Source organism: Pseudomonas sp. LBUM1657, assembly GCF_059716075.1.
The window spans coordinates 2650833-2677434 of the sequence record NZ_CP166799.1 but is presented as its reverse complement, the minus strand read 5'-3'; the positions used below and the strand labels follow the sequence as shown (position 1 = coordinate 2677434).

The window sequence follows — 26602 nt, the reverse complement described above, 5'->3', positions numbered from 1 at the left end:
GGCGCGGTGGGAAACGAGGGGTGTTTCAATCAGGCGTCCGGTGTTGCCGGATGGCTTTTGGGTTGTTTGAGTCAATCTCTTCGCGGGACTTGTGGCTGGCTTCGATCCCTTGTGGGAGCGGGCTTGCTCGCGAAGGCGTCCTTTCTGTCAATGGGGATGCAAGCTGTGCCGGCCTCTTCGCGAGCAAGCCCGCTCTCACATTGGGACTGGGTTTCAACGTAACAGGTAAGGGATTTCGACTTTCACCGCTCCGGTCGGGCAGTCCTTTTCGCACGGCATGCAGTACCAGCACTCGTCGAAGGCCATGTAGGCTTTCTGGGTGGCCGGGTTGATCGCCAGCAGGTCCATCGGGCAGACATCGACGCACACGGTGCAGCCCTTGTGGGCGATGCAAAGATCCTCGTCGACCGTGACGGGGGCGTTGGATCGGAAGAAGATTTCCTGGGGTTGATAGGCCATTTCACACGCTCTCTTTTGTGATGCTCAGGCAGCAAAGGCACCGACCCGTAGCCGGTCGTAGGCCTGCATTTCATCGGCGTCCAGCGGGATGATGTAAGGCTCGACGGCTTTCTTGAAACTGGTCATCAAACCGTCTTCACCCTTCTTCAAGTGGCAATGACAGAACCAGTCGCTGTCGTTGCGTTGCGGGTGATCAACCCGATAGTGGTAAAGCCCCCAACGACTTTCAGCGCGAAACAGTGAAGCCCGGGCAGCCATTTCGGCGCAGTCGCGGATCATGCTGACTTCCATGGCGCGCATCAGTTCGTGGGCGTTGTGAGCCTTGATCTGATCGAGGTCGCGCTGGATATCGCTGAAGCGTTGCAGGCCGATCTGCATTTTCTTGGTCACTTTCGGCGGTTGCAGGTAGTCGTTGACGAAGCGGCGCAGCTTGTACTCGACCTGGGCCGGCGGCAGACCGTGTTCGCGATCCAAGGGTGCGTAGACCCGGGCTTTTTCGGTTTCGATCTGCTTGGAATCGACCGCTGAAAACTCGCGACCGGCGACAAAATCCGCCGCGTTGTTCCCGGCAAACCAGCCATAGGTGAACGCGCCGAGCATGTAGTTATGCGGCACGGCGGCCATGTCCCCCGCGGAGTACAACCCCTTGACCGAGGTCTCGGCCTTTTCGTTGACCCACACTCCGGACGCCGAATGCCCGCTGCAAAAGCCGATCTCGGAGATGTGCATCTCGACCATCTGCGTGCGGTAGTCGGTACCGCGATTGGCGTGGAACTGGCCGCGACTCGGGCGTTCGTTGCTGTGCAGGATCTCTTCGATGTTCTGGATGGTTTCCTCGGCCAGGTGATCGAGCTTGAGGAACACCGGGCCGTTGCCGCTTTCGAGTTCCTGGTGGAACTCCCACATCATCTGGCCGCTCCAGTAGTCACACTCGATAAAGCGTTCGCCCTTGTTATTGGCGGTGTAGCCGCCCAACGGGCCGGTGACGTAGGCGCACGCCGGGCCGTTGTAATCCTTGATCAACGGGTTGATCTGGAAGCACTCGAGGTTCGAAAGTTCGGCCCCGGCGTGATAGGCCATGGCGTAACCGTCACCGGCATTGGTCGGGTTTTCGTAAGTGCCCATCAGGTAACCCGAGGACGGCAAACCCAGACGTCCGGCGGCGCCGCAGCACAGGATCACGGCTTTGGCCTTGATCACGTGGAAGTCGGCGGTGCGGCAATCGAAGCCCATTACACCGTTGACCGCGCCCGCTTCGTCCGTCAGCAAACGAGTGCAAACGAGACGATTGGTGATGCTCACCCGCGCCCGCTTCAACTGGCGATACAGGACTTTCTTGATGTCATGCCCTTCCGGCATCGGCAGCACGTAGGCGCCCATGTGGTGGACCTTTTTTACCGCGTAGTCGCCGGTCTCGTCTTTCTCGAACTTCACGCCCCAGCGGTCCAGTTGCTCGATGGTTTCAAAACTGTGGGTCGCATAGGCGTAGACCGCAGCCTGATTGACGATGCCGTCGTTGGCGATGGTAATTTCCTTGGTGTACTGCTCCGGCGTCGAGTGGCCGGGAATGATCGCGTTGTTCAGGCCGTCCATGCCCATGCTGATCGCACCGCTGCGTTTGACGTTGGCCTTGTCGATCAGCAACACCCGCAGATCGCGGTTACGTTCCTTAGCCTTGATCGCCGCCATGGGACCGGCGGTGCCGCCGCCGATCACGACGATGTCGTATTCCTGTTCGAGCGTCTTTCTAGTCGTGGAGTTGTGGGTCATACCTGATCCCCCTTTTGCCGGTCGATTCGCAGGCGGTACTGGAACGCATCGCCACGGTAATAAAGGTGTTCGAAGTCCAGGGGATGGCCTGAGGCATCGTGGGTCAGGCGCTCGATGCGCATGATCGGCGAGCCGGGTTCGACGTTGAGTGCCTGGGTCAGATCGCTGTCGGCCAGCACCGCATCGATGGCCAGATCGGCGTGACCGAGGGCCAGGCCGCAGTCGTTCTCCAGGATCAGGAAAATGTCGCGGGTGACCAGATCGGCTTTCTCCAGACGCTCGCCGATGGCTTGGGGCAGGTAAGTGATTTCCAGCGAGATCGGCTCACGGTTGATCAGCCGCACCCGCTTGATCTGCGCCACGGTCTCGCCTTCGGCGACCTGTAAACGCTCAGCAACAAGTTTGTCGGCAGGAATGGATTTGAAACTGCGCAGGCGGTTGATCACCTCGTAGCCGCGCCCGGTCATGGACTCGGCCAGGCCTTGCAGGGTACTCACGTTCTGGAAGGTTTTCGGCTTGGCCACGAAGGTGCCTTTGCCATGAATCTTGAAGATCAGCCCTTCTTTTTGCAGATCGCTAAGGGCCTGACGCACGGTGATGCGGCTGACTTTGAACAGCGCGCCGAGCTCGCTTTCGGAAGGCATCTGGCTGTCTTGCGGATACTCGCCATCGAGAATGCGAGTGCGCAGAACATCCCGCAGTTGGGTGTGCAGAGGAACGCTGCTGAGAGAAAGAACGTTATCGGTCATGGCAGATCACTTGTTATAACGAGTTATGACGTGATCTTAAAGTTCTAATGGGGGCTTGAGAAATATTGTTTGGGTATAAGGTTAGATTCGCCGACCGATCGCAGATACGCCTTAGCGTTTGAGAATCTGGTCCATCACCCAGTCGGTTTTCAACGCTTGCTCGGCCACCGCCGGATGCGGTGTTTCACCACGAATGTGCGCGTTCATGCCCAGCACGTGATGCCACTGGATGTGCTGGTGATTCTCGAAGTGCAGGCTGAGGCTTTCATCGGCCTCAAGCTGCACCGGGTGCTCATCGAACACTGAGAAAGTGATCCGGCCTTTGCTGCCAATCATCTCGACCCGATCTTCGCGGCGGTCCGCGACGAAGTTCCAGCAACCCATGCCCAGCGCCCCGGAGGCAAACCGCCAACTGGCGCTGACGGCATCTTCAGCGGCATACAAACCGACCTGTCGAGCGGTAAACCCGGCGACTTCGACGATGTCACCGAGCAAGTACTGGAACAGGTCGAAACCATGGCTGGCCAGGTCCGCGAAGTAGCCACCGCCAGCGATTGCCGGATCGGTACGCCAATTGTCGGCGCCATCGAGATCCGCTGCGGACGGGGCTTTGGTCAAGGTCCAGGTCAGATGGCGGACCTCGCCAATTCGCCCCTCTTCCAGCCATTGCCGCACTTGCTGGAAGCGCGGCAACGAACGACGGTAGTAGGAAACGAACAGGTGCAGCCCGGCGTCGGCAAAGACCTTGTGCATCTCCAGGCTTTGTCCGGCATTCAGCGACATCGGTTTTTCCACGCAGCAATGTTTGCCGGCAGCGGCCACCTTCAGGGCGTAAGCGTGGTGACTGTCGGGTGGCGTGGCAATGTACACCGCGTCCACCTCGGGATCGTTGATCAGCGCATCGACGTCGGTGTAGAACCGGGCAATGCCGTGACGCGCGGCATAATCGGTCACCGCGTCCAGACGCCGCCCCATCACCGCCACCAACGCCGAGCCCGGCGCCTTGTAAAAGGCCGGCCCACTCTTGCGTTCAGTGACATCCCCACAACCAATCATGCCCCAGCGCACCACGTTCATCGTCACTCCTTGATCGTTAGCCGACGCGCAATGCGCGCAGGTCCAGATGTCCGTCCTTGAGTGGCGGACACCAGTAGTAGCCGCCGGTGATCGGGCGGCTGATGCGGTACAAACCGTCGGTGATGCCGTCTTCCAGACCACTCATGCGGCGCAGTTGGGCTTCGAAAGCATCAAGGGAAAAACCGAAGGCCAGGAACATCAGGCCGGCGCGTTCGCCTTCGATCCACGGCATCGAGCGGCGCACCACGAACGCCTCGGGAGCGAAGCTTTCCTGGGCGGTGCGTTTGACGTGTGCGGAAATAGGTGCGTCATCGAGCTCTTCGTTATCGCTCAAGCGGCGGCCCATGATGTCGTCCTTTTCATGGGACGGCATCGCGTGGAAGCCCTTCAGATCATGCTGCCACTGCTGGATCGCGGCGAAACTGCCACCGACCATACCGTCGGCGCCCGCACTCACCAGCGCAGCGGTCACGGCGGCTTCGTCGTGAGGGTTTTCGGTGCCGTCTTCATAACCGGTCAGGTCGTGGCCGGTAAGGTGGCGGAAGGTTTCGTTCATCTGTACCAGGCGGAAGGCCGGCGCCAGGGCGGTTTCAAGTTCGGTGCTGCGATTGAGCAATTCACCACGGTCGACACCGTGCAGCCAGCACCAAAGGGCGTGTTGGGTCGACGGGTTTTCGACGCCGACACCGGTCAGCGCAGGAAAGGTGCGCAGACCTTCGATTTGCCCCTTGAGGGCCTTGACCAGGGATTCACCGAAACCGACCACAGCCGATTTCCCGTCCACCAGCCCCTTCAGGTTTTCGAGCGCAGCCGGCAGTGCAGCGACGGATTCGAGTGCGAAGAACATATGACGGGCTTGAGGCGGAACGGGGGTGGCGAGAATGCCCGGCTGGTAGTAACTCATATGAACTCCTTCAGAAAGAGCGCGAAGTTTAACCGCAGCATCGGCCGTTGTGTGTTCTTGGGTCAAAAGATCACGTTTCAGGAAGCGAGCAAAACGGTCTACGCTTGAAACACAAGATTCAGACCACCACCCCTCTGCTCTGCCCATCGCCGCTCGATTGCAGTTAAAAAGTCGAGCCATTAAGGCGTATAACCTTTGAAGTGATTTCCGAACTGGAAGCCGCCAGCGCATGGCTTACACCACATACGGGGTAGCGACATGACCACAGCACACATCCTTGCCAACCTGTTTCCCTCAGCCGGCAGTATCCCGGAAAAATACCGCCTCGACGGCCAGACCGAACAGCGTGAGTACCTGGTCGACGGCGAACTGAAAACCTGGCCCGGCGCCCTCGCCCAAGTCCGCAGCCCGGTGTACCTGACCGGCGAAAACGGCGATGAACAAGTCATCCTCGGCAGCACGCCGCTGCTCGATGCCGAGACCGCATTGACCGCCCTCGACGCCGCCGTCCGCGCCTATGACCGGGGCCAGGGGCTGTGGCCGACGATGCGCGTGGCCGAGCGCATCCAGCACGTCGAAACCTTTTTGGGGCGCATGCGCGAACAGCGCGAAGCCGTGGTCAAGTTGCTGATGTGGGAAATCGGCAAGAACCTCAAGGACTCGGAGAAAGAGTTCGATCGCACCTGTGATTACATCGTCGACACCATCAACGCGCTCAAGGAACTCGACCGTCGCTCCAGCCGCTTCGAACTGGAACAAGACACCCTCGGTCAGATCCGCCGCGTGCCAATGGGCGTGGCGTTGTGCATGGGACCTTACAACTACCCGCTGAACGAAACCTTCACCACGTTGATCCCGGCACTGATCATGGGCAACACCGTGGTGTTCAAACCGGCAAAACTGGGCGTGCTGTTGATTCGCCCGCTGCTGGAAGCCTTCCGCGACAGTTTTCCGGCCGGGGTGATCAATGTTATCTACGGCAGCGGTCGCGAAACCGTCAGCGCGCTGATGGCCAGCGGCAAGATCGATATTTTTGCCTTCATCGGCACCAACAAGGCCGCCAGTGACTTGAAGAAGCTGCATCCAAGACCGCACCGTTTGCGTGCGGCGTTGGGTCTGGACGCGAAAAACCCTGGCATCGTTTTGCCCGAGGTGGACCTGGACAACGCGGTCAGCGAGGCCCTCACTGGCTCCCTGTCCTTCAACGGTCAGCGCTGCACCGCGTTGAAAATCCTCTTCGTCCATGAGGACGTGGTCGAGGCGTTCATTGAGAAATTCAACGCCAGACTCGCCAGCCTGAAACCCGGCATGCCATGGGACAGCGGCGTGGCGCTGACGCCGTTGCCGGAAGCGAGCAAAGTCGATTACCTGCATTCGCTGGTGGCGGATGCCGTGAGCAAAGGCGCCACCGTGGTCAACCCGAATGGCGGTGAGGCGCGGGCGTCTTTCTTCTACCCGGCGGTCTTGTTCCCGGTGACGCCGCAGATGCGCATCTATCAGGAAGAACAGTTCGGCCCTGTGGTGCCGATCGTGCCTTATCGACACCTGGACACCGTGATCGACTACGTTCTGGAATCGGACTTCGGCCAGCAATTGAGCATTTTCGGCACCAACCCGGTGGCCGTCGGCCGGCTGGTGGACACCTTCGCCAATCAGGTCGGGAGGATCAACCTCAACGCCCAGTGCCAGCGCGGTCCGGACACCTACCCGTTCAACGGCCGCAAGAACTCCGCCGAAGGCACGCTGTCGGTTCATGATGCGCTGCGAGTGTTTTCGATTCGGACACTGGTGGCGACCAAGTTCCAGGAGACAAACAAAGAACTGATCAGCGAGATCATCAGCGGACGCAGTTCGAGTTTCCTGACCACCGATTACATCTTCTGAGGAGAAAAGCCTGAGCACCTTCACAGCCCATCGACTGCCACCCCTGATGCGCCGACTGCTGCGTCCCTTGTTGGACCCGTATCGGCGCTATCGCCACGCCCGAGTGATCCATGCGGTTCGCGTGTCGCTGGGCTTGCTGGCAACGATCCTGCTGACCACCGGCATCAACCTGCCCCACGGTGAGTGGGCGTCGGTGACGATGCTGGTGGTGATCGGCGGTTTGCAGCACCACGGCAACATCGGCAAAAAAGCTGCCGAGCGCGCCATTGGCACGTTGATCGGGGCTGGCGTCGGTTTGCTGTTGGTGGCGCAAGAGGCCTGGCTGGGGATGCCGTGGCTGACCTATTTCGCGATGTCGGTGGTCTGCGGGTTTTTCTCGTACCACGCCATCGGTAAGGGCGGTTACACGGCGCTGCTGTCGGCGATTACCGTGTTCATCGTCGCCGGGCATGGCGATAATCCGGTCACGGACGGCCTGTGGCGCGGGGTCGACATCCTGATCGGCATTGCCCTGGCCCTGGCGTTTTCCTTCGCCCTGCCGCTCTACGCGGTTTATTCCTGGCGCTACAACCTGGCCGATGCCTTGCGCGACTGCGCGACGATCTACGGACGCATCATCAATGGCCAATCGGTCACCGATGACGAACACCTCAAACTCATAGGCCGCTTGAATACGTTGATGGTGCAGCTGCGCTCGCTGATGCCGTCGGTGTCCAAGGAAGTGCGGATTTCCATGACCGAACTCGACGCTATCCAGCGCCATTTGCGGATGTGCGTCAGCACCCTGGAAATCCTCGGCAACACCCGACCGGATGCCAATGACCCGCAGGCCATGGCCCATCTGCAATCGGCATTGAAAGCCGAGCATCGACTGATTCGGGTGCAGCTGATCGGTATGGCCCGGTCGCTGAAATCCGGTTGGTCCCAACGCCTCAGTCGGCCGATTGAACTGCCGTCAGACTCAAGCCTGGACGCACCGGTCTACAGTCCGCTGGATGGTTACCGGCTGTTGATCCGTCAGATGGCTGTCAACATCGGCGAGATGCGCCAGCGACTGGCCAAGACGGCGCCGCGCTGGAACATCTGACGCCTGTTTACGGTTTACTGCACAACCGCACGACGAAACTTCAGGCTCCAACCCTGTTGCATCCCCGCAGCGGCCAGCAGAATCGCGGCGACCCCGATCCATTGCAGCACCTCCAGCCGATGACCAAAGGCAAACCAGTCAACGAATATCGCCGCAATCGGGTAGATGAACGACAGCGCACCGGTCAGTGCCGTTGGCAGTTTTTGAATCGCGCCGTAGAGCAGCACGTACATCACGCCGGTGTGGATAATGCCGAGGGTCACCAGACTGGCCCACGCGCTCGGCGCTTGGGGCAGCGCGGAAAAGTGCGCGAATGGCGCGAGTAACAGCACGCCGGTGCTGACCTGGATCAGCGCGATCAGATGCGGCGGCGTACCGGTCAGGCGTTTGATGATCAACGCGGCAATCGCATAAAGGAACGCGGCGCCCAGTGCCAGAGCGATCCCCACCAGGTAATCATTACCGCCCTCGCCCTGCTCGCCGTGAGCGCTGACAATCGCCAGCATCCCCAGAAACGAAATGCCCAGCCAGAACACCTTCTGCAGGGTGATTTTTTCGTTCAGGAATAACGCGGCCAACCCCACCAACATGAACGGCTGGACGTTATAGACCGCCGTACCAATGGCGATCGAGGCGCGGGAATAGGAGGCGAACAACAGCACCCAGTTGCCGACAATCGCCACGCCGCTGAGCACTGCCAACAAAAAAGTGGTGCGGGTCAGAATGCCTGGACGCAGGAAGCCGAATGCCGCGCAGATCAGCAGCAAGGTGCCGGCACCGAACACGCAGCGCCAGAACACCACGTCCAGCACCGGTTGCCCGGACACCAGCACAAACCAGCCGATGGTCCCGGAGATCAGCATGGCGGCGGTCATTTCGAATGACCCGTGACGAATTGTTTTGTCCATCATCAGACTCCTGTGTTTGAGCCCAAAGTATGCCAATCCACCAGGGGGCTTCTCCAGCGAAAAAATCAGGCTAAACTTTGTTTCTGCCTTTTTTATCAAGGCGGTTTTGATCAATTGCCTAATAGGGGTTTTGCCATGACCGACGGTATTGACCAAGTGCTGATCAGCGCTTTGATGGAAGATTCGCGGCGCTCGCTCAAGGCCCTGGCGCAGATCAGTGGTCTGTCCTCGCCCAGCGTCGCCGAACGTCTGCGTCGCCTCGAAGAACGTGGCGTGCTCAAGGGCTACACCGTCGAGATTGATCCCAAAAGCTTCGGCTATCAGCTTCAGGCCATTGTCCGCATCCGCCCGTTGCCAGGCCAGTTGCAGGAAGTGGAGCGGCAGATACAGGCCATCCCGGAGTTCACCGAGTGTGACAAGGTGACCGGCGACGACTGCTTCATTGCCCGCCTGCACGTGCGCTCGATGGAACAGCTCGACACCCTGCTCGACCGCCTTAACACCCACGCCGAAACCAACACGGCGATCGTCAAGAAAACCCCGGTCAAGCGCCGGCTGCCACCGATGGCATGAATGCCGGGCCAAATCGCAGGCAATAAAAAACCCGCCGTAGCGGGTTTTTTACTCAAGGCTGTCGATTAATCATCGCGGCTCATGATGCCGAACAGCTGCAACAAGCTGACGAACAGGTTGTAGATCGATACATACAGGCTGATGGTCGCCATGATGTAGTTACGCTCGCCGCCGTGAATGATGGCGCTGGTCTGGAACAGAATGCAGACCGACGAGAACAGCACGAAACCTGCGCTGATCGCCAGTTGCAGACCGCTGATCTGGAAGAAGAAGCTCGCAACCACCGCGCCCAGCAACACGAAGAAACCCGCCGTGATGAAACCACTGAGGAAACTCATGTCCTTGCGGGAGATCAGAACATAGGCCGACAGGCCGCCGAACACCAGCGCAGTCATCGCGAAGGCCGAACTCACGACTTCAGCACCGCCCTGCATGCCCAGGTAGCGGTTGAGGATCGGGCCGAGCAGGAAACCCATGAAACCGGTCAAGGCAAATGCCGACACCAGGCCCCAGGCCGAATCACGGAGTTTGTTGGTGAGGAAGAAAAGGCCGTAGAAACCGATCAGCACCACGAAAATGTTCGGGTAGCCGACACGCATCTGCTGAGCCACATACGCCATCACGCCACTGAATGCGAGGGTGAGTGCGAGTAAGCCGTAAGTGTTGCGCAGGACGCGGCTAACCTCTAGCTGCTCGACCTGCACGCTGTTATTAACTGCGTAATCCTGTTCGCGCATGGCGACACTCCTGTTGGTTTGAAACGTTCAGTCGCAAAGATCATAACAGACGCTCTGTAACAAGCTATGCACAGAGTTTGACAGTGTGTTTCATTCAGGTATTATGGCGCCCGCAACGCAAACGGAGGTGTGGCCGAGTGGTTTAAGGCAACGGTCTTGAAAACCGTCGACTGTAACAGGTCCATGAGTTCGAATCCCATCGCCTCCGCCATATTTGTACCGACAAAGCCCTGATTAATCAGGGCTTTGTCGTTTCTGGGGTTTGAGGATTGGATTCCCCTGTGATGCAATCGTTTCCGCATCTTTTCAGCCATTTCCGCAACCTCTCAGAAAAGCAGATCAATGAAAACAGCGAATTACACCGCCTTGTTAGGTGCGTTTGCTCAGTGTTCAGGGTCAACTAAACTGGATTCAGTTCCCCTTAAAGCTTGAACTGCGCTATCAGGGCATTGAAGGAGACGGCCAGCCGCGACAGTTCCTGGGTCGAAGCGCTGGTCTGGTTGGCACCCGCAGCGGTCTGGGTCGAGAGGTCCTGGATGTTCAACAGATTACGGTCCACCTCACGGGCGACCTGGGCCTGTTCTTCGGACGCCGAAGCAATCACCAGATTGCGCTCGTTGATGGTGACGACACTGTCTGTAATCTTCTCCAGCGCCGCACCGGCGTTCCGGGCCAGTTCCTGAGTGTCGGAGGCCAGCGACAGGCTTTTACCCATGGCGGTGACGGCCCCGTTAGCGCCCGATTGCACGGTGCTGATCATGCTTTCGATTTCTACAGTCGAGGCCTGGGTGCGGTGGGCGAGCGCGCGCACTTCATCGGCCACCACCGCAAACCCGCGCCCCTGCTCGCCCGCACGAGCAGCTTCGATGGCAGCGTTGAGTGCCAGCAGATTGGTCTGTTCGGCGATAATGCGGATCACGTCCAGTACTTTGCTGACCTCCCGAATTTGCCCGGCAAGTTCAGTCACCGTCTCGGTCGACTCGGTGATCCCTTCCACCATGGTGCTGATGCCCACGAGCGTGTGGTCGACCTGACTGCGGCCATGAGCAGCGTCTTCGGTTGCGGCTTTAGAGGCCTCGGAGGTCGACATGGCGTTGCGCGCCACGTCCTCGACTGCCGCAGTCATTTCATTGACAGCGGTGGCCGCTTGCTGGATTTCGTTATTCTGCTGCGTCAGGCCACGGGTACTTTCCTCGGTCACGGCGCTCAGCTCTTCGGCGGCCGAGGCCAACTGGTTCGAGGCGCTGGCGATCTGCGCAATGGTGTGCTTCAAGCCGCCTTGCATGTCCGCCAAGGCATTGAGCAGTTGCCCCGCTTCATCGCCACGGGTAGTGGAAATGCTCTGGGTCAGATCGCCACCGGCAATGCGCTGGGCACTCGCGACGGCCACCGCCAACGGGCGAGTGATCATGCGCGTAATCAGAATGCCCAGAGCGACAGCCACCAGAAAGGCGATCACGATCCCGAGCAACAGGATCAGCGTGGAGCTGGCTTCGAGTTCCTGCGCACCTTCGGCACTTTCTTTGATCTTCCGCTTGTTCGAATCGATCATGGCTCGCAGGTGATCTCGGGCATGAATGAACACGTCAACCGACAGAGCATTCAAGCGCAGGCGTGCTTGCGCAAGATCGCCGGCGTCCACCGACTCAATGACCTTCCGTGCACCTGCCACATAACCGGGCCAGATTTCTTTGTACTTGTCCCCCGCTACCCGCTCATCAACCGCCAGAGGTGTGGCACGGTAGGTCGCGAAAGCATCTTCTGCCCGAGCCAGATCCGTCGCCAGGTTCTGGCGGACACGCGCCTTGTCCGTTTCGGACACATCGCCGGCGTGAGCGTCAAGCAACCGGTAAAGTCCGCGGTTGTGAGCGACCAGGCTGGTCATGGTCTCGTTGATGTTGCCCACTGAGACCAGGCTGTTGGAAAAGGTCAAAGACAGCGCAGTGGCCAAACGGCTGATCCCCACCATTCCCAACCCACCCACGGCGAGAGTGATCAGGGCACAGATGACGAACGAGGTCAAAAGCTTGGTGGAGAATTTGGACTGATTGAGAAGGTTCACGGGGCAAACTCGATGGATTGGAGGTAGTTAATTGGAAAACGACCACTACCGCGAAAGTATTCGCGGTAGTGGGTGCTGATAGACAAACAGAAGTGCATCACCCCCGTTGGGATAGTTGATTAACGATTAAGGTGAACCTTAAGGAAGGCTCGCAAAAAACGACTTTGTTAAGAATGAAGTCGTGTCGCTTAGTACCGATAGGTAGCCTGCACTGAAACTCCATTCGCACTATTGTCGTAGTTGGCGCTGTATTCAGGTTGAACACCGGAATTGTTCGCTTGGTTTACCGAGACTTTGGAATCCCAGAGATAACCATAAGCAAAGTCTATGGTCAGATCGGAATTCGGCGAGTAAGCACCACCCAGGGTGACGGCCTGGCGATTCCCGACCGGAATGCGCACGCTGCGATCGGCATTTCTGATTGGCGAAGGATCATAGGCGTAGCCTGCGCGCAGCAGCCATTGCTGGTTCAATTGATAGGAGGCGCCCACTGCGGTGCTCCAGGTGTCGCGCCAGTTCATTTCTTCGATCACATGTCCCAGACCAGCCGCCTGGCCCATGGGGGAAAGACCGCTGTTGACTGCCTCGACCTTCTGGATCCGGCTCCATCGTTTCCAGGTGGTCCCCACATAGCCCGTCCAGCGACTATTGAAATGATGGGTAATAGACGTGTCCACGGATTCGGGCATAGTGAGGTCTATCTTGTTGTCATACTTTCCGTCCAGCGGGATAACGCTCGGGGAGCCAGAAACTTCAGTATGCCCTTCGAGTTCATAGTCCACCTTCGAGTGATAGTTAATCCCCCAACTGGTTGCCTCAGTAAAGTCAACCAGGATGCCTACGTTGTAGCCAAGTGCCGTGTCATCGCCTTTGATGGTGACCAGTGTGTCCTCGCCGTTGTTCAAGGCGCCGGTGGCCAGGTAATTCTGAAGCTTTGCATTGAAACGGTTTATGGTCGGTCCGCCACCAATGGACACGTAATCATTGATCCGCCAGGCAATGGTGGGCTGCAGGGTTACTTCCTTGGTCGTGCTATAGGAACCATGGTAGCGGCCCTGAAAAGAGCTCTCGTAATCATTGATCAGACCACTCGGCGCATAGAGGCCCAGACCAATCGAAAAGCGATCATCAAGTGGCGTCGACATATAAGCGAAGGGCACGACTCCCAAAGGTACAGAGTCCCCTTTATTCGTTCCTGGGGCACTGCTCTGCGCATCACTGATGTCGTCGCTCACCGAGACGACCGCGGCCCCGCCGGAAATCTCACTACGCTTCAATTTGGTCAAACCGGCAGGATTTCCAAAGATGGTGCTGGCGTCCAGCGCGGATGACGATCTTCCCGCATAAGCTGTACCCGCACTACTTGCACTTTGCTCGTTCAAGGCAATGCCATTGGCGCCCGCGCTTGTTGAAACGCTGAGTATTGCCGCGGCACCTGCGAATTTCATCCAGGAAGACACTTCTCGCACAGCTGAGAGACACGGGGTTGCACGGTTGCTCAGTTTCATTTCCCACCTCGTATTGTTTTTATTGATTGGTGCGCAGGCAAAGCTTTGCCTTCCGGTGCACTTGGCAGTGCCGGTCGGCGTTGATCGAAGTTGTGAAAAAGGCCCTGGCTGACGACTACCAGGGCCGAGGGGCCGAACTTACAAAGTCAGGATCATTTGAGCCACTCCACCTGAAAGCTATAGAGACCAAGAAGGAGGGCCAGGGACTCTTGATCTCTCCCGGCCCGGATGCACGCGACTAATCCACGTTGTTCATGCTGTATAACCTCGACCTCAATGCCCTTCAGACACATACGTTCCACTTCCTGCCAAACTACTCGGGTCACCTCGCGCTGCTGCAAGGCGGGCTTGAAGATTTTGCCAACCGCCGTCAATGGCAGTGCTTCGAGGATTTCGATCCGCTTGGGAATAGCCGCCCGCTCACTGATGTGGCGCTGAGCAAACTGCTCAAGTGCTTCAACATTGCAGACGTGGCCGGGGCGCAGTTGCACGTAGGCGACTGGCACTTCACCCGAATACGCGTCCGGGCTGCCGATGGCCGCCGCCAACGCCACCGCTGGGTGGGCTTGCAGAGTCTCCTCGATTTGTTTGGGATCGATATTGTGGCCGCCGCGGATGATCAGCTCCTTTTTGCGCCCGGTCAGCCAGAAGTAGCCATTTTCATCCTGGCGACCCAGATCGCCCGTATTCAGCCAGCGCTGACCATCGATCTCGATCCACAGGCCCCGGTTATGGCTTTCCTCAACGTAGCCCTCGAACAGGTTCGGACCCGTGATGGTGATCAGGCCAATTTCGTCGATGTCGGCGTCGCGCAAGTACTCTCCAGCGTCATCGAGCATGATTGCGCGCATGTCCTGGTAGGCAATCCGTATACCGATGGAGCCGATGTAGCGCTCGCCATGGGGCGGATTAACCGAGGAGACGCAAGCCCCTTCCGTGAGGCCGTAGCCTTCGAGGATCTTCACCCCGGTACGGCTCTCAAACTCCCGGAAAAGTTCGACCGGCATCGGCGCGGCACCACACATGGCATAACGAAGGCTGGACAGGTCGCGGCCTTTCAGCTCGTTTTGCAACAGTGCGGAATAGACGGTTGGAACGCCGGAGAAGAAGTTGATGCCGAAGTGCTCAACAATCTCCCAGAAGCGTGGGATCACACCCTCGCCGCGATAACCCTGCGGCGTGCCGAGGATGACATGATCACCTTGGGTCCAAGGCATCAGGCCTGTCACCAGCTGTGCATTTACGTGGAACAGCGGTAATCCACAAAAAATGACCTGGCGGCTCCCCTGTGGTTGCATGTGCGTAGCCATGGCCCATGCATTGAAGACCTCCGCCCCATGGGTTCGCATTGCTATCTTGGGTAGCCCGGTGGTACCGCCGGTGCAGAAATAAGAGGAACGATCCTCAGGGCGGAATTGCCGACCGCTCTTTAGGTGCGTACCTGGCTGAGCGTCCATTAGCGCTCTTAACTGGTGAATCGTGGCCCCCCTGTGCAACTCACGTTCTTTTTCTGCCAGGGCTTCAAGGGCTTCACGCTGAGCTACATCAACATAAGGGCCCATGCCAACCCAAATGACGTGCTTGATCTCGGGAAGTTGATCCAGCTGCGAGGCCAGCTTAGGCCAAAGGTCACTGCCCGGCGTCGGTGCGAGCGTTACCACCACGCTGGCCTTGGCGGCCCGTAGCAAGGCAGCCATCTGTTTGGCCTCTTGCAGCGGATTGATCGCCATGACGACACCGGCCGCTTCACCCCCCCAGATGGTGAAATGGGTTTCCGGCAGGTTGGGCAGGATGAAGGCCAGCACTTCACCCGGGGTAATGCCCAGGTCGTGAAAGGCATTCGCCGCGCGAGTGATATCTTCGATGAGTTCGGCATAGCTCCAGTGGTGGGTATTCCTGAAGCTGGTAGCGTCGACGAAGAAACTCAGTGCAGGCGCGTTGGGGCTAAGCTCGGCGGTACGTTTCAGCGCTTCATAGGTGCTGGAATCCAAGCCACGTTCCGCCAACGGGACCTGCTCGATATTTTCAATGTCATTCAGCGATCGCACCATCATCGTCAGGCTTCCTCTACGACTCGGTTACGTTGCACGCCCAGGTCGATCACGCCATCCTCGCTGCGAATGCGCGCTTCGACCACGTCTCCGGCCTTGAGGTACTGCGTCCGGCCCTCTTGTGCCTTGAGGAAAAGCTTCCACTTGGTGGCTTCTGGCAAAAGGGCTGCAATGCGCATTTTACCGGGCGAAGGGATCGTTAGAGCGCAGCCGGCAGGCGTACCAGTGGCGATCAAGTCTCCAACGGCGAGATCTTGCAAGGCAGAAAGTTCGGTCAGGGTTTCAGCGGGGCCGTAAACCAGGTTGGCCGTGCTGTCGTCCTGTCGCACCTGGTCGTTCACCGTCAGGCGCAGCTGCAGTTCTTTCAAGTAATGAATGTTCGAAGCATCCAGAAGGCACAGGTACGGGCCGACCGGGCCGAAAGTGCGGTAGCTCTTGCCCTTGTAGAACTGCATCTGGGGAATCTGAATGTCACGAGCCGAGTAGTCATTGACAATGACGACGCCTGCAATGAACTCATGCAGATTGGCGTCGGTGACAGCAATAGCGCCGGTGATCGAACGCTTCATCACAAGGCCCAGCTCGATCTCGTAATCAAGGAAGCGCACGTGGCGCGGCTTGATCAGGTCGCTGTCAGCCGCCACCAGGCAACTCATCGCCTTGGTGAAGATCATGTTGAATTTCTTCGCATCAGGGTCCATGCCTGACTCGATCATGTGCTGACGGTAATTGGCACCCTGGCAGACAAACTGCTGGTTACGGGTCACCGGCGACAGCAGTTTTACTTCGCCCGCCTCCAACTCCGAACCTTTCAGTTGAGCGAGGTCGTCGAGACTGTTCTGGCTAATGAAGTCACCGGTGGTTTCGAAAACACCAGGGACAACTGTGATACGGCCCTGGCGAAGCACGCCCCAGTGGATACCGTTCTGATATTCAAAGCGGACTACGTGTACAGCAGACATTGAAGGTACTCCTGGAGCGGCGTTTGTCCCGCGTTCAGTGGCGCGGGAACTGTGGTGTTGTTCTAAAGGCGGGCTGGCAACGGTGTAGACCCACGCACCGCCAGCAATCAAAGCGCCGGCTTTAAGCACGTCCCGCCGGCCAAACCGGGTTGAGTTGTCCGACATGGCGGCAGCTCTACCCGAACATCCGCATGAGTGTTACCAACTTTCGAATGGTCAGGTCCGGGCTGCGTCGAAGGTTGCGGATCAGCAGAAGCACATTGGTCAGGTTCATCTTGGGTTTGGTAAAACTCTTGGGCATACGCTGCCCCCACTGCGCCATTGCCTCGGGACTCACCGGATGAATGCCCGTAGGCCGAGCGGCCGTGAAAATATCCCCGTCGCAGTAATGCTCGTGCTTGTCGCCCCAAGGGTCTTGCCAGTAATCGAAGATCTGACTGCCCAGAATGTGCCGGCCGATGCCCCATGAGTGCGCCCAACCCCGCTCTCGCAGGACGCGCTGCCCCATACCCACGGCGTCTGCATCGACGACTTCATAGGCGCTATGGCTGTAGGTAGCCATGAACCCTTGCGCAATCGCGAGCGTATGGTGATTCGCGGGAATATCACCGAGATCAAGGCGCATGAAAGTGACGATAGGCGTGCCGTCGGGGAGTACCTGAACATCGCTGGGAATAAACCCGAAATGCTGCGTATACCAGGCACAGGTCGCTTGATAGTCGGCCACTTCAATGACGATGTGACCCAGTTTGAGTACTTCAGGGGGAGCAATCGGCGGGCGCTGCGTGGCGTTGATTCGCGGGTGTTCCTGCGCCAGATTCCAGTTGAGAGGAGCTCTATGTGCCAGCGTCTTGCCTGGCGTCTGGTCGCAGACGGCTTCCACAATGAAACCGGAAGGATCCGTCAGTCTGACGTAATACCCTTTACCCGGATGTTCCGATTTCTCGACCGATGAGGCACCCGGGATTCGAGTGAGCTTTTCCAGATCTTCCAGGGACTGCACGGCAAGTCCGAACCCGATAAAACGTGCATGTTCGGCCCGTTGGACACGGTAACAATAGGCAGTGGCGTCGGTGGCCCGCATATAGAGCGTATCGGCCTCCTGCCGACTTACCGTCAGGCCGAAATCAGTCAGGAAACGCGCCGCCTCATTCAAGTCCGGCCGCTGGAAGATCAGGTGAGTCAGATCCTGGGCCTTTACCGTCGGCTGCGGATGCCGCGCGGGGTGTGGTGTCGCCAACCGGTGCAATTCGTTTTTGTTGTTCATTGTTCTTGTTTTCCGGGTTTTTAGGGCAAAGCTGTCCCGAACCCCTGAAAATCAGGGGTTTATCCAGTCAAGTCAGTTACGGATTCAGTCGAGAGATGGAAGTGCCGGCAACTCCATGGTCGCCAACGCACGCGCCTCCTCTGACGGCACACCCAATGCCCGCAATACCAGCTCGGCAGTATCAGAGCCCGACTCGCGCCACGTTCGGTGCCCTTCCAGTACAAGGAAAATCGAGCCAAGCACGCTGCTCGATATCAACGTCAGTACCGAGAGCAATTGCTCCTGCGCAAACGTGTAGCGCCCAGTGGTAAGCCCGCTCAGCAGATCCTTAGTCGCCTGGCTGCTGAACATTTCGCGCAACGCAGAATTGCTCATGGCGAATTTATGGATGAACGCGCCCCACTGGGAGTCTTCGTGCGCTCGACGAATGAAGAATCGAATGCCATTGGCAAGGCGATGAGCCGGGTCCGAGAGGGAATCGAAGCTCTTGTTGACGCGCTCATGCATCTCCCTCGCGAGATGACTGGCGACCGCCTCGAACAGGCTTTCCATGCTGTCGATGTTGCTATAGACCGTTCCGCGCGCCACGCCAGCCTCTTGCGCGAGGTCGAGGATGTTTACTTGTGAGGTGCCTCTCTCGGCGAACAGGCGAAAGGCAGCTTGATGGATGCGGCGCTGTGTTGGATTCAGGGATTCCACGGTTCTCTCTCCAGGATTACCTTATGGACCGATTGAACACTTGTGTTCATTTCACGTCAACCATATTTTTAAGTAGCTTGGTTTTTCTGCCTGAAAACCAGCTATAAACCTAATAATTAGGACATCATGAGTGAGTTAGCCGGATCAATAAAAGCCCCGCATATTGACATAATTGAACACGCGTGTTCAATTATGTTGGCGGACCTTTTATCAGCTGAAGGACAGAACATGACCGGCTCAAATCTCTTCAAACCGCTTCGATTGCCCAACGGCACGGTGATTCCAAACCGGATCGCCAAGGCTGCCATGGAGGAGAACCTTGCCGATGAGGATCACGCTCCAGGGGAAGCGCTGGTCAAGCTCTATCGGAGTTGGGCGGAGGGTGGTGCCGGTCTGATCATCACTGGCAACGTCATGGTTGACCGTCACGCCTTGACCGGACCCGCTGGTGTCGTGCTTGAGGACGATCGGAACCTGGGCAGGTTCAAGCTATGGGCCGATGCTTGCCGCAGCCGTGGAGCCCAGGCCTGGATGCAAATCAATCATCCCGGACGGCAGCTGCTGGCTTCAATGGGGCAATCGGCAAGAGGCCCCTCCGCAGTGGCGGTCGATATCCCCGGCCTTTCAAAAGCTTTTGTGCCGCCCAGGGCTTTGGAGGAGCAGGAGATCGAAGAGCTGATCGGGCGCTATACCCAAGCGGCGGTGCTGGCCGAGCGTGCCGGATTCACCGGCGTGGAGATTCATGCTGCGCATGGCTACCTGTTCAGCCAATTCCTTTCGCCCCTGACCAATCGGCGTGACGACCGCTGGGGCGGCACCCTCGAAAATCGTGCGCAAATTTTATTGAAAACCATCGACGCAATTCGCCAGCGAGTGGCACCGATCTTTTGCGTCGCTGTGAAGCTCAACTCCGCGGACTTTCAGCGCGGCGGGTTCGATGCCGCGGATGCGGCTCGCGTGGTGGAAATGCTTAACGCCAAGGCGGTCGATCTGGTCGAGTTGTCGGGTGGCAGCTACGAAAGCCCGGCCATGCAGGGACAAACCCGCGATGGCAGCAGCCTGGCTCGAGAGGCTTACTTTCTCGAATTCGCGGAGAAAATAGGAGAAATAGCGCGCATGCCACTGATGGTCACCGGCGGTGTGCGTAGAAAGGAGGTCGCGGAGCGGGTGGTGAGCGGCTCGGTGTCGATGGTCGGACTTGCCACTGCACTGGCAATCGAGCCAGCCCTGCCGAGACAGTGGATGGCAGGTCGGGACACCAGAGTGGAGCCCATCGTCGTCCGCTGGAAAAACAAGACGCTGGCATCGCTGGCAGTGGCGTCGGTGATCAAGAAGCAGCTCGGCTTGTTGAGTCAAGGCAAACGGACAAAACCCGGGACGTCGCCACTCATGGCATTGATCGGCAATCAACTGAAGGCTCGTCGCCAGGCGAAGAGCTATCGGCAATGGATTGATCAAGCCAGGTAGAGGATCAGGCCGGTAGCGGCTTGCCCGCGATTTTCCTGGCTCTGGCAGGTGTGACGCCCAGAGCCTGGAGAATCATTTCGGCGACCCGCAGATCGTGCTCCGCCACTGCACGCCCCTCGACAACTGAGCGCATTGCTCCGGTTGTGCATGACAGGACTATATCCAGGGCGACCCCTTCGTCCTCGTAAGCAAACGTACCCGCACGCAGCCCCTCACGCAGATCGCCCAGTACATGGTCAGCCAGACGCGAGCGCATTGCCTGGTCGAAATGGATGATGCGCAGCAGCGCATTCGCCCACTGGTGGTCGGCCGCGGCCCGGCACACAAACATGCGCACGCCGATCGAAAGCCGCTGTGCGCCGCAGTGCACGCCCCTACTCATGGCGGAAATGGCATCGGAGAACTCGGCAGCCATGGCGATGCCCACCGCCTCCAGCACTTCGTCGCGAGTTCTAAAATAGTTGTAGATGGTGCCGTTGGATACTGCGGCTTCCGCAGCGACCTCGAGCAGTGCGATCTCCCCCACTTCCTTGCGCGCGATAAGGCGTAATGCCGCGTCCACCAGGCCGCGACGGGTGCGCTCACGCTTCTTGTGACCTCTCGTGAGAGGTTCTGGCGCATCAGCTTCTAAAGGAAGTGTGGGGGAATGCATGATCAAGCTCGTAATCTAATGGGCTCGTTGATGGTAATGGAAACGCTGTCCGGAGTGGCGCCTTCGCTAGCCAGCAGGTTCCTGCAGTCTCGAAGAAGGCTGCCGACCTCTGAGCCAGGGGCGTGGTGCATGATGATACGGTCGGGGCGAACCGCGACGAGCGTTCCCTTGGCAGCCAGAGGCAGGATCTCATGGTTCATGTCTTCGATGAAGTCACAGCTGCCGCCGGAGCGTTGACCGCGTGCTCTGATCTCTAAAAAGTGGCCTCCCATTTTTTCCCAGGAAACGATCTGATCAGGGGTGAGCAGTGACAACGGGTCAACACCGAATCCAACCAGGGTCAGGCTATCTCCCAGAGCATCGTCGCTCAGTTTGATCTGCTTTTGCAGGTTGCGAATCCAGGATTGGGGAAACAGGCTGCCACGTACCAGCTTGTCGCCCCGGCGATGCTGCACGAACAGGCCGTGTTTGAAGGTGTTCTTCGGCTTGATGTCCAACTGTTCGAAGTACCTCCTGGTAGTGGGCGTCAACGCCAGCGTGCGCATCAGGCCGTGGACAAAGAAAGCGGCGATCTTGTTTTTTGGCATCACCAGACGGCCCATGAGTTTCGCCAGATTGATCATTGCCCGGGCATGGGGGCGGCGCTCGACGTCATAGGTATCGAGTATTGCAGGCGTGGCATGGCCACGAAGGACCCAGGCCAGTTTCCAGGCAAGGTTGGCGCCATCTCGAAGTCCCGCAACGAGGCCTTGCCCGACAAAAGGAGGCGTGATGTGCGCTGCGTCGCCGGCGAGAAAGACGCGCCCCTTGCTGAATCTGTTGCAGCACCGCGCGTGGAATCGATACACCGCCTTGCGCTCGATTTCCAGCTCCTGCGGGTTGATCCATGGCGCGATCAGCCGGGCTATGCTTTCCGGGCTTTCCAGCTCTTCCCGGGACTCGCCGGGTTGCAGCATGAACTCCCAACGCTCCCTGCCGCCGGGTGCCGGCATGTGCGGCGTCGGGCGGCGCGGATTACAGAGAAACTCAACGTGATCAATCGCTGACTTATGCCGGTTCTTGACATCGACAATCAGCCAATCCTCCGCATAGGTCTGCCCTTCGAATTCCTGGCCAATCAGCCCTCTGACCCTGGAGCTAGCGCCATCCGCTCCGATCAGGTACTGGGCGCGAACGGAATGCGACTGCCCATTCTCATCCCGTACGGAAGCGAAGACGCAATCCGACACTTCAACCAGGCTCTCCAGCTCGAAGCCACCCAGGCTGGTCACGGTTTTTAGCCGGGAAACCTGGCCGCGCATCGCGTGCTCGAGGTCGGGTTGATAGAACGTCACGAGTTTCGGATGGCCGTCGACGCACCCCTCGGTATTGGCTCGACCGAACTGCCCGAGTACCGGGGAGTGCATCTTCACTTCAGGGATAACGATCTTCTCGAAAGCGTCTTCCGACAAACCGGCTTGTTGCAGGATGCGCAGCGCTTCGTTGTCCAGAGCAATGGCACGCGGCATCAGTACGACGTCATGGACCTTGTCCAGTACCAGGGTCGTGACCCCATAGCGGCCGAGCAGCGCAGCGATGGTCGCACCTACCGGACCATAACCGATAACCAGCACGTCGACGGCGGCGGGAGGCAATTCGCAAACTTTCTTGTTGTTGTTCATCTCGGGCCCTTGTTGTGATTGAAGTCGTGAGACGCGAGGTCTCATCGTCAGGCAAGGTCAAGGTATTCAATATTGAGAGATTTTTCAATATTGATATTTTTGTCATTAATTTTTTAGGATCATGCTCAACCCGCGATGGGGCCAAGGGGCGAGCCGAAGTGCGCGGCGTGAACCGAGTTTGCGCGTGTGCCAGTTTCCGACCGGCGATGCTTGGCTTCAGCGCCGATCAGCGTTGTAGACCAGGGCTCAGATCAAAGAACAAACAGATCGCCTCTCTGCAATGCTCAACATCGCCCCCTTCAACCTCGGCACGGCCTTGGGCCGGCTGGCCTACGTGCCCATTGCCGGCGCACTGGCGGCATTCATTGCCATGGGCACACTCTGGTTTCAAATGAACCCACGTGAGTGGCCGTTCTCAATTCCGGCGCAGGAGTGTATGAGGAGCCACACCAAAGGCCTTGCGAAAGGCATGACTGTAATGGGAGAAATCGGAGAATCCGAAATCCAGTGCAGCTTGAGAAATGCTGCGTACCTGGCCGCGTTCTATTGCCTCGCGACTCGCCAGCAGGCGTTCTTTCCAGATCTCCGCGACCGGCGTTTTCTGGTAACGGGCGAAAGCGCGCGTGACGGTTCGCGTGGACACATAATGCACTTGAGCGATGCGCTCGATCGACAGGTCTGGATCGGTCAGATTCTGGTGGATGTAATTCATGATCCGACCATAAAGATCCAGCTCCTCATGGGTCGTCTTCAAGTCCTGGAGTTCCAGGCTAATCGCCAGAAGGTCAAGCAAGGTGTTGGAGTAGCGGCTGGATAGCCCCTCGTCTTGAAGGCTCGCAGGAATGCTCGCCGCTTGACGCAACATCTCGCGCAAAGGAATCACCCCTGGACGGCGATCGTCCAGAACCACGGCGGTGCAACCTGCTACGCCTGGCAACCGCTGGCTGAGCAACTGTCGCGGAATGCGGACCAGGTGGTTCTCGGTACCACCCAGGCTGAATCGGAACGTTTGTGATGCGTCATAAAGAAACAAATTGTCCGCCGCCAGCGTTGCCCTACGCCCTGCCTGCTCCAGTTCACCAAAGCCTCGCCGGGTGAAACCCAGCCACAGATCCTCATCAGGACCGCTGCGCAAATGCTGGGGCGAACGCTCCCAAAAATGCAGTGGCGAGGACAGCGTACAGATGTCCAACGGCCCCATGCCGTGCACCTCCAGCGCACCGTCGAAATCGCTCTGCGACAATGGTTTGCTGTCCGCCGCCAGGCAGTGACGGCATACCACTTCTTTCCAGTAATCAAAGCGACGTGGAGCCGCAACGGCGAGGGTCGAATACTGATTGCTATGACTCATGGCATTCACCTCGGCGGCGACTGAACAACAAGGGTGACGGTAACGTTGGTTCCCTGCAGAGCAATTAGCAGGCCACTCTCCGTTTGGGTTGCCAACTCCACGCGCGCCTGAAATGGCAGACGCTCGTACGCTCGGGATAGAGGCTGCGTGAGCGAGTCCCGCTAACGCTTCACACAGATGACGCCTGCCCGTTATCCGGCGCCTGATGGAGCGCGCGCACCAATTCGGCTCATCGTAAACCTGTTTTCAGGGCCTGTCCTTTCTAGCCAAACGGTTGTCCGTACGAGCCAAGCGTACGGCGCCGTCCCCGCCTAACTTCTACCCACACCGTGCCCCTACAACCACGACTGATGAGGCGTCCCATGCAACCGCCAGAACAGCAGCGACAGTCCGATTCATCCTGGCTTTTGCAGATGCGCGACTTGGCACCTGAAGAGTTCGCCACCTACTTGATAGAGCTGGGCGCTCTGGCGCTGCGACGCCGACTGGATGCACCAACATCCAGACACCCGCGCCCGTCGAAACGTTGAACAGATAACCGTACACCAAAAATAAAACCAAGGAGCCCACCATGGAATCTGCGATCGATAAGCACCTCAAATGTCCGCGCACGTTGTCTCGTCGCGTCCCTGATGAGTACCAGCCCCCCTTCCCCATGTGGGTTGGACGCGCCGATGAGCAACTGGAACAAGTAGTGATGGGGTATTGGGGTGTGCAATACCGCGGGGAGGACCAGCGTGAAGCAGCCCTGAACACCATGCGCCACATTGCCGCCAGCCTGAGTTTGTCCGATGGCCCTCTGAGCCATGACCTGACTCACCACACTGACAACAGTGGCTACGACAACCTGATGATCGTCGGTTACTGGAAAGACCCCGCCGCGTATTGTCGTTGGCTGCGCACGCCTGAGGTAATCGAATGGTGGTCCTCGCAGGACCGCCTGAGCGACGGTCTCGGTTACTTTCGGGAAATTGTCGCGCCACGGGCCGAGCAGTTCGAGACGCTGTATGGCTTTCGCGATGAGTTGCCCGGCGTTGGCGCCGTGATGGACACCATCAGCGATGAAATCGAAGAACACGGTTACTGGGGATCGATGCGTGACCGCTTCCCGATATCCCAGACCGACTGGATGGCTCCTTCCGGCGAACTGACGGTCATCGTTGGCGACCCGGCCAAAGGTGGGCGCGTGGTCGTGCAAGGCCACGACAATGTCGCGCTGATCCGCTCCGGACAGGACTGGGCTGATGCTGGCGAAGAAGAACGATCGCTCTATCTCAACGAAATTCTGCCGACGCTGCAGGCGGGTATGGACTTCCTGCGTGACAGCGGCAAGGACCTGGGTTGCTACAGCAATCGCTTCGTGAATTACATCGACCTGGACGGCAATTTTCTGAACCTGAGCTACAACATCGGTCACTGGCGCTCCCTGGAAAAACTCGAGCGCTGGGCCGAATCCCATCCGACCCATCTGCGGATCTTCGTGACCTTCTTTCGGGTCGCCACCAGCCTGTCGAAGCTACGCCTCTATCACGAAGTCTCGGTATCCGACGCCAAGGATCAAGTGTTCGAGTACATCAACTGCCACCCGCAGACCGGCATGTTGCGTGACGCGGTGATCCCTAAAACCTGACGTTTGACGCGACCCTGCGTCCACGGGCGGTCTTGATCCGGATTCCGCCCTGACACAGACCTCACCCCCAAACATCTTTTGGCCCCCATCTCTAGCGCATGGGGTTGGGGGCCCTTTTGCCAGGAAATCGATCATGAAGTTGAGTCGCTCGTTACTCGTGCTGGGCATGCTGCCCTTTGTCAAAAGCCAGGCCATCGAGGTAGCTCCAGGTGATTTCGAGCCATTGCCGGCTGGCGCCAACGCCTTGCTGCTCTACTACCAGCACGCCGACCGCTCGGATCTGTACCAGAACGGCCACAAGGTCTCCGACGACGCCAGGCTCAGTTCGGACATCGGTATCCTGCGGTATGTGCACGCCATCGGCCTGTCAGAAAACCTCTCATGGGAACCGCAGATTCTGTTGCCTTTCGGCCAGATGAACGCCTCGGGAGATATCGGTGCCTTGGGCGATACCCGCGGCATCGGCGACCCGATCATCACCGCGCCGCTAAAGTGGACGCTGCCCACCGCGAACAAGGACATCTTCGCTTTGGCACCCTACCTGTCCTTTCCGGTGGGGAGCTACGACAAGAACGATGCCTTGAACCTCGGCGAGAACCGCTGGCGCGCCACGCTACAGGCGGCGTACATCCACCATTTTTCCCCGAAATGGGCGCTGGACACGGTGGCCGAAGCCTCTTGGGTGTCGGCCAACAATGACTTCGGCTCGACCGGGGCGAAGCTGGAAGAAAACACCCGCTACGAGTACCAGGCCGCCGTGCGCTACAACTGGACGCCGAGCACCACCTTCGCCGTTGGCGGCGGCTACATCACCGGCTCGGCGACCACCGTCAACGGTGTCGATCAGCACGACGGGGTTTCCACCTCCTACGGGCGTTTCACCGTCACGCACTTCATCGAGCCCACGCTGCAGATTCAGGCCCAGATCGGCACCGACATCGAGGTCGAACAAGGCTTCAAGGAAGGCGCACGCCTGAACCTGCGCGTCTTGAAAGTGTTCTGAGCGCGCCACGCTCGGCAAGTTGTCCTTTTCAACCAAGTGGCTGTCCTTCTCAGCCAAGCAAATGCCGAGAGGGATGCCTAACTTGAACCCTGTTACCCACATCGATTGATGTCGCTTCAGGTACCCGGCGCGAGGTGTTTT

General features: G+C 58.5%; 22 protein-coding genes, 1 tRNA gene and 1 pseudogene. 7 read left to right on the top strand and 17 right to left on the bottom strand.

Going from position 1 to position 26602, the window contains the following annotated elements:
- Nucleotides 1–213 precede the first annotated feature (213 nt).
- The 5 genes from ACA055_RS12400 to ACA055_RS12380 form a co-directional block, all read right to left on the bottom strand.
- A complete protein-coding gene (locus ACA055_RS12400; RefSeq protein WP_007946457.1) occupies nt 214–459 on the bottom strand; it encodes a 4Fe-4S dicluster domain-containing protein in 246 nt (81 codons plus the stop codon).
- 24 nt (nt 460–483) lie between these two features.
- Nucleotides 484–2229, bottom strand: coding sequence for a fumarate reductase/succinate dehydrogenase flavoprotein subunit (locus ACA055_RS12395; RefSeq protein WP_497683888.1), 1746 nt, complete (start codon nt 2227–2229; stop codon nt 484–486).
- Complete coding sequence (locus tag ACA055_RS12390; protein ID WP_497683887.1) at nt 2226–2978, bottom strand: GntR family transcriptional regulator; 753 nt, start codon at nt 2976–2978, stop codon at nt 2226–2228. The genes ACA055_RS12395 and ACA055_RS12390 overlap by 4 nt, the downstream gene beginning before the upstream one ends.
- Before the next feature lie 111 nt (nt 2979–3089).
- Complete coding sequence (locus tag ACA055_RS12385) at nt 3090–4055, bottom strand: Gfo/Idh/MocA family protein (RefSeq protein ID WP_497683886.1); 966 nt, start codon at nt 4053–4055, stop codon at nt 3090–3092.
- A 16-nt stretch (nt 4056–4071) separates the two neighbouring features.
- Entirely contained in the window at nt 4072–4959 is an 888-nt protein-coding gene (locus tag ACA055_RS12380; RefSeq protein WP_497683885.1) for a Dyp-type peroxidase, read from the bottom strand.
- Between the two features lie 258 nt (nt 4960–5217).
- Between ACA055_RS12380 and ACA055_RS12375 the strand changes: the two genes are divergently transcribed.
- Both ACA055_RS12375 and ACA055_RS12370 read left to right on the top strand, forming a co-directional pair.
- Entirely contained in the window at nt 5218–6843 is a 1626-nt protein-coding gene (locus tag ACA055_RS12375) for an NADP-dependent glyceraldehyde-3-phosphate dehydrogenase (RefSeq protein WP_497683884.1), read from the top strand.
- A 46-nt stretch (nt 6844–6889) separates the two neighbouring features.
- The gene (locus ACA055_RS12370; protein ID WP_497683883.1) at nt 6890–7930 is read left to right on the top strand and encodes an FUSC family protein; all 1041 of its coding nucleotides are present in this window, start codon (nt 6890–6892) and stop codon (nt 7928–7930) included.
- 14 nt (nt 7931–7944) lie between these two features.
- On the opposite strand, the gene ACA055_RS12365 is transcribed toward ACA055_RS12370, so the two are convergent.
- Nucleotides 7945–8838, bottom strand: coding sequence for a DMT family transporter (locus tag ACA055_RS12365; protein WP_497684396.1), 894 nt, complete (start codon nt 8836–8838; stop codon nt 7945–7947).
- A gap of 135 nt (nt 8839–8973) precedes the next feature.
- On the opposite strand from ACA055_RS12365, the gene ACA055_RS12360 reads away from it, so the two are divergent.
- Entirely contained in the window at nt 8974–9411 is a 438-nt protein-coding gene (locus ACA055_RS12360; RefSeq protein WP_497683882.1) for an Lrp/AsnC family transcriptional regulator, read from the top strand.
- A gap of 65 nt (nt 9412–9476) precedes the next feature.
- Here the strand turns inward: ACA055_RS12360 and ACA055_RS12355 are convergent, their stop codons facing one another.
- A complete protein-coding gene (locus tag ACA055_RS12355) occupies nt 9477–10148 on the bottom strand; it encodes a Bax inhibitor-1/YccA family protein (protein WP_497683881.1) in 672 nt (223 codons plus the stop codon).
- 123 nt (nt 10149–10271) lie between these two features.
- Between ACA055_RS12355 and ACA055_RS12350 the strand changes: the two genes are divergently transcribed.
- Nucleotides 10272–10359: transfer RNA gene (locus ACA055_RS12350), tRNA-Ser, on the top strand.
- A 210-nt stretch (nt 10360–10569) separates the two neighbouring features.
- On the opposite strand, the gene ACA055_RS12345 is transcribed toward ACA055_RS12350, so the two are convergent.
- The 7 genes and pseudogenes from ACA055_RS12345 to ACA055_RS12315 all read right to left on the bottom strand — a co-directional run bounded on the left by ACA055_RS12345 (nt 10570) and on the right by ACA055_RS12315 (nt 18697).
- Entirely contained in the window at nt 10570–11433 is an 864-nt protein-coding gene (locus ACA055_RS12345; protein ID WP_497684395.1) for a methyl-accepting chemotaxis protein, read from the bottom strand.
- Nucleotides 11428–12210, bottom strand: a pseudogene (locus tag ACA055_RS12340) (MCP four helix bundle domain-containing protein); the annotation flags it as partial. The gene ACA055_RS12345 and the pseudogene ACA055_RS12340, both read right to left, overlap by 6 nt.
- Before the next feature lie 188 nt (nt 12211–12398).
- Complete coding sequence (locus tag ACA055_RS12335; RefSeq protein WP_497683880.1) at nt 12399–13718, bottom strand: outer membrane protein transport protein; 1320 nt, start codon at nt 13716–13718, stop codon at nt 12399–12401.
- Nucleotides 13719–13870: 152 nt separating this feature from the next.
- Nucleotides 13871–15772 (bottom strand): acyl-CoA synthetase, encoded by a 1902-nt coding sequence (locus ACA055_RS12330; protein ID WP_497683879.1) that lies wholly within the window; start codon nt 15770–15772, stop codon nt 13871–13873.
- A gap of 2 nt (nt 15773–15774) precedes the next feature.
- Nucleotides 15775–16731, bottom strand: a complete 957-nt coding sequence (locus tag ACA055_RS12325; RefSeq protein ID WP_497684394.1) for a fumarylacetoacetate hydrolase family protein — start codon at nt 16729–16731, stop codon at nt 15775–15777.
- 175 nt (nt 16732–16906) lie between these two features.
- Complete coding sequence (locus ACA055_RS12320) at nt 16907–17998, bottom strand: VOC family protein (protein ID WP_497683878.1); 1092 nt, start codon at nt 17996–17998, stop codon at nt 16907–16909.
- Nucleotides 17999–18082: 84 nt separating this feature from the next.
- On the bottom strand, nt 18083–18697 hold the full coding sequence (locus ACA055_RS12315) for a TetR/AcrR family transcriptional regulator (RefSeq protein WP_497683877.1): 615 nt from the start codon (nt 18695–18697) through the stop codon (nt 18083–18085).
- Nucleotides 18698–18925: 228 nt separating this feature from the next.
- Here ACA055_RS12315 and ACA055_RS12310 point away from each other — a divergent pair, with 228 nt between their 5' ends.
- Nucleotides 18926–20164 carry an NADH:flavin oxidoreductase/NADH oxidase family protein gene (locus ACA055_RS12310; RefSeq protein ID WP_497683876.1) on the top strand — a complete coding sequence of 413 codons (1239 nt, stop codon included), beginning with the start codon at nt 18926–18928 and terminating at the stop codon, nt 20162–20164.
- A gap of 4 nt (nt 20165–20168) precedes the next feature.
- Here ACA055_RS12310 and ACA055_RS12305 read toward each other — a convergent pair whose 3' ends face one another.
- The 3 genes from ACA055_RS12305 to ACA055_RS12295 form a co-directional block, all read right to left on the bottom strand.
- The gene (locus ACA055_RS12305; protein WP_497683875.1) at nt 20169–20816 is read right to left on the bottom strand and encodes a TetR/AcrR family transcriptional regulator; all 648 of its coding nucleotides are present in this window, start codon (nt 20814–20816) and stop codon (nt 20169–20171) included.
- 2 nt (nt 20817–20818) lie between these two features.
- Nucleotides 20819–22477: a bifunctional 3-(3-hydroxy-phenyl)propionate/3-hydroxycinnamic acid hydroxylase MhpA gene (gene mhpA, locus ACA055_RS12300; protein ID WP_497683874.1), complete on the bottom strand. Its 1659-nt coding sequence runs from the start codon at nt 22475–22477 to the stop codon at nt 20819–20821.
- 415 nt (nt 22478–22892) lie between these two features.
- Complete coding sequence (locus tag ACA055_RS12295) at nt 22893–23828, bottom strand: AraC-like ligand-binding domain-containing protein (protein WP_497683873.1); 936 nt, start codon at nt 23826–23828, stop codon at nt 22893–22895.
- A gap of 571 nt (nt 23829–24399) precedes the next feature.
- On the opposite strand from ACA055_RS12295, the gene oxdA reads away from it, so the two are divergent.
- Together oxdA and ACA055_RS12285 are read left to right on the top strand one after the other, a co-directional pair.
- Entirely contained in the window at nt 24400–25458 is a 1059-nt protein-coding gene (oxdA, locus tag ACA055_RS12290) for an aliphatic aldoxime dehydratase (RefSeq protein ID WP_497683872.1), read from the top strand.
- Between the two features lie 133 nt (nt 25459–25591).
- Nucleotides 25592–26461, top strand: a complete 870-nt coding sequence (locus tag ACA055_RS12285; RefSeq protein ID WP_497683871.1) for a transporter — start codon at nt 25592–25594, stop codon at nt 26459–26461.
- The last annotated feature ends 141 nt before the right edge of the window (nt 26462–26602 follow it).

Bases quoted from the DNA above. Each gene is read 5' to 3' on its own strand.
- ACA055_RS12400 (WP_007946457.1), bottom strand. From the start codon at position 459: ATGGCCTATCAACCCCAGGAAATCTTCTTCCGATCCAACGCCCCCGTC.
- ACA055_RS12395 (WP_497683888.1), bottom strand. From the start codon at position 2,229: ATGACCCACAACTCCACGACTAGAAAGACGCTCGAACAGGAATACGAC.
- ACA055_RS12390 (WP_497683887.1), bottom strand. From the start codon at position 2,978: ATGACCGATAACGTTCTTTCTCTCAGCAGCGTTCCTCTGCACACCCAA.
- ACA055_RS12385 (WP_497683886.1), bottom strand. From the start codon at position 4,055: ATGAACGTGGTGCGCTGGGGCATGATTGGTTGTGGGGATGTCACTGAA.
- ACA055_RS12380 (WP_497683885.1), bottom strand. From the start codon at position 4,959: ATGAGTTACTACCAGCCGGGCATTCTCGCCACCCCCGTTCCGCCTCAA.
- ACA055_RS12375 (WP_497683884.1), top strand. From the start codon at position 5,218: ATGACCACAGCACACATCCTTGCCAACCTGTTTCCCTCAGCCGGCAGT.
- ACA055_RS12370 (WP_497683883.1), top strand. From the start codon at position 6,890: ATGCGCCGACTGCTGCGTCCCTTGTTGGACCCGTATCGGCGCTATCGC.
- ACA055_RS12365 (WP_497684396.1), bottom strand. From the start codon at position 8,838: ATGGACAAAACAATTCGTCACGGGTCATTCGAAATGACCGCCGCCATG.
- ACA055_RS12360 (WP_497683882.1), top strand. From the start codon at position 8,974: ATGACCGACGGTATTGACCAAGTGCTGATCAGCGCTTTGATGGAAGAT.
- ACA055_RS12355 (WP_497683881.1), bottom strand. From the start codon at position 10,148: ATGCGCGAACAGGATTACGCAGTTAATAACAGCGTGCAGGTCGAGCAG.
- ACA055_RS12345 (WP_497684395.1), bottom strand. From the start codon at position 11,433: ATGCAAGGCGGCTTGAAGCACACCATTGCGCAGATCGCCAGCGCCTCG.
- ACA055_RS12335 (WP_497683880.1), bottom strand. From the start codon at position 13,718: ATGAAACTGAGCAACCGTGCAACCCCGTGTCTCTCAGCTGTGCGAGAA.
- ACA055_RS12330 (WP_497683879.1), bottom strand. From the start codon at position 15,772: ATGATGGTGCGATCGCTGAATGACATTGAAAATATCGAGCAGGTCCCG.
- ACA055_RS12325 (WP_497684394.1), bottom strand. From the start codon at position 16,731: ATGTCTGCTGTACACGTAGTCCGCTTTGAATATCAGAACGGTATCCAC.
- ACA055_RS12320 (WP_497683878.1), bottom strand. From the start codon at position 17,998: ATGAACAACAAAAACGAATTGCACCGGTTGGCGACACCACACCCCGCG.
- ACA055_RS12310 (WP_497683876.1), top strand. From the start codon at position 18,926: ATGACCGGCTCAAATCTCTTCAAACCGCTTCGATTGCCCAACGGCACG.
- ACA055_RS12305 (WP_497683875.1), bottom strand. From the start codon at position 20,816: ATGCATTCCCCCACACTTCCTTTAGAAGCTGATGCGCCAGAACCTCTC.
- mhpA (WP_497683874.1), bottom strand. From the start codon at position 22,477: ATGAACAACAACAAGAAAGTTTGCGAATTGCCTCCCGCCGCCGTCGAC.
- ACA055_RS12295 (WP_497683873.1), bottom strand. From the start codon at position 23,828: ATGAGTCATAGCAATCAGTATTCGACCCTCGCCGTTGCGGCTCCACGT.
- oxdA (WP_497683872.1), top strand. From the start codon at position 24,400: ATGGAATCTGCGATCGATAAGCACCTCAAATGTCCGCGCACGTTGTCT.
- ACA055_RS12285 (WP_497683871.1), top strand. From the start codon at position 25,592: ATGAAGTTGAGTCGCTCGTTACTCGTGCTGGGCATGCTGCCCTTTGTC.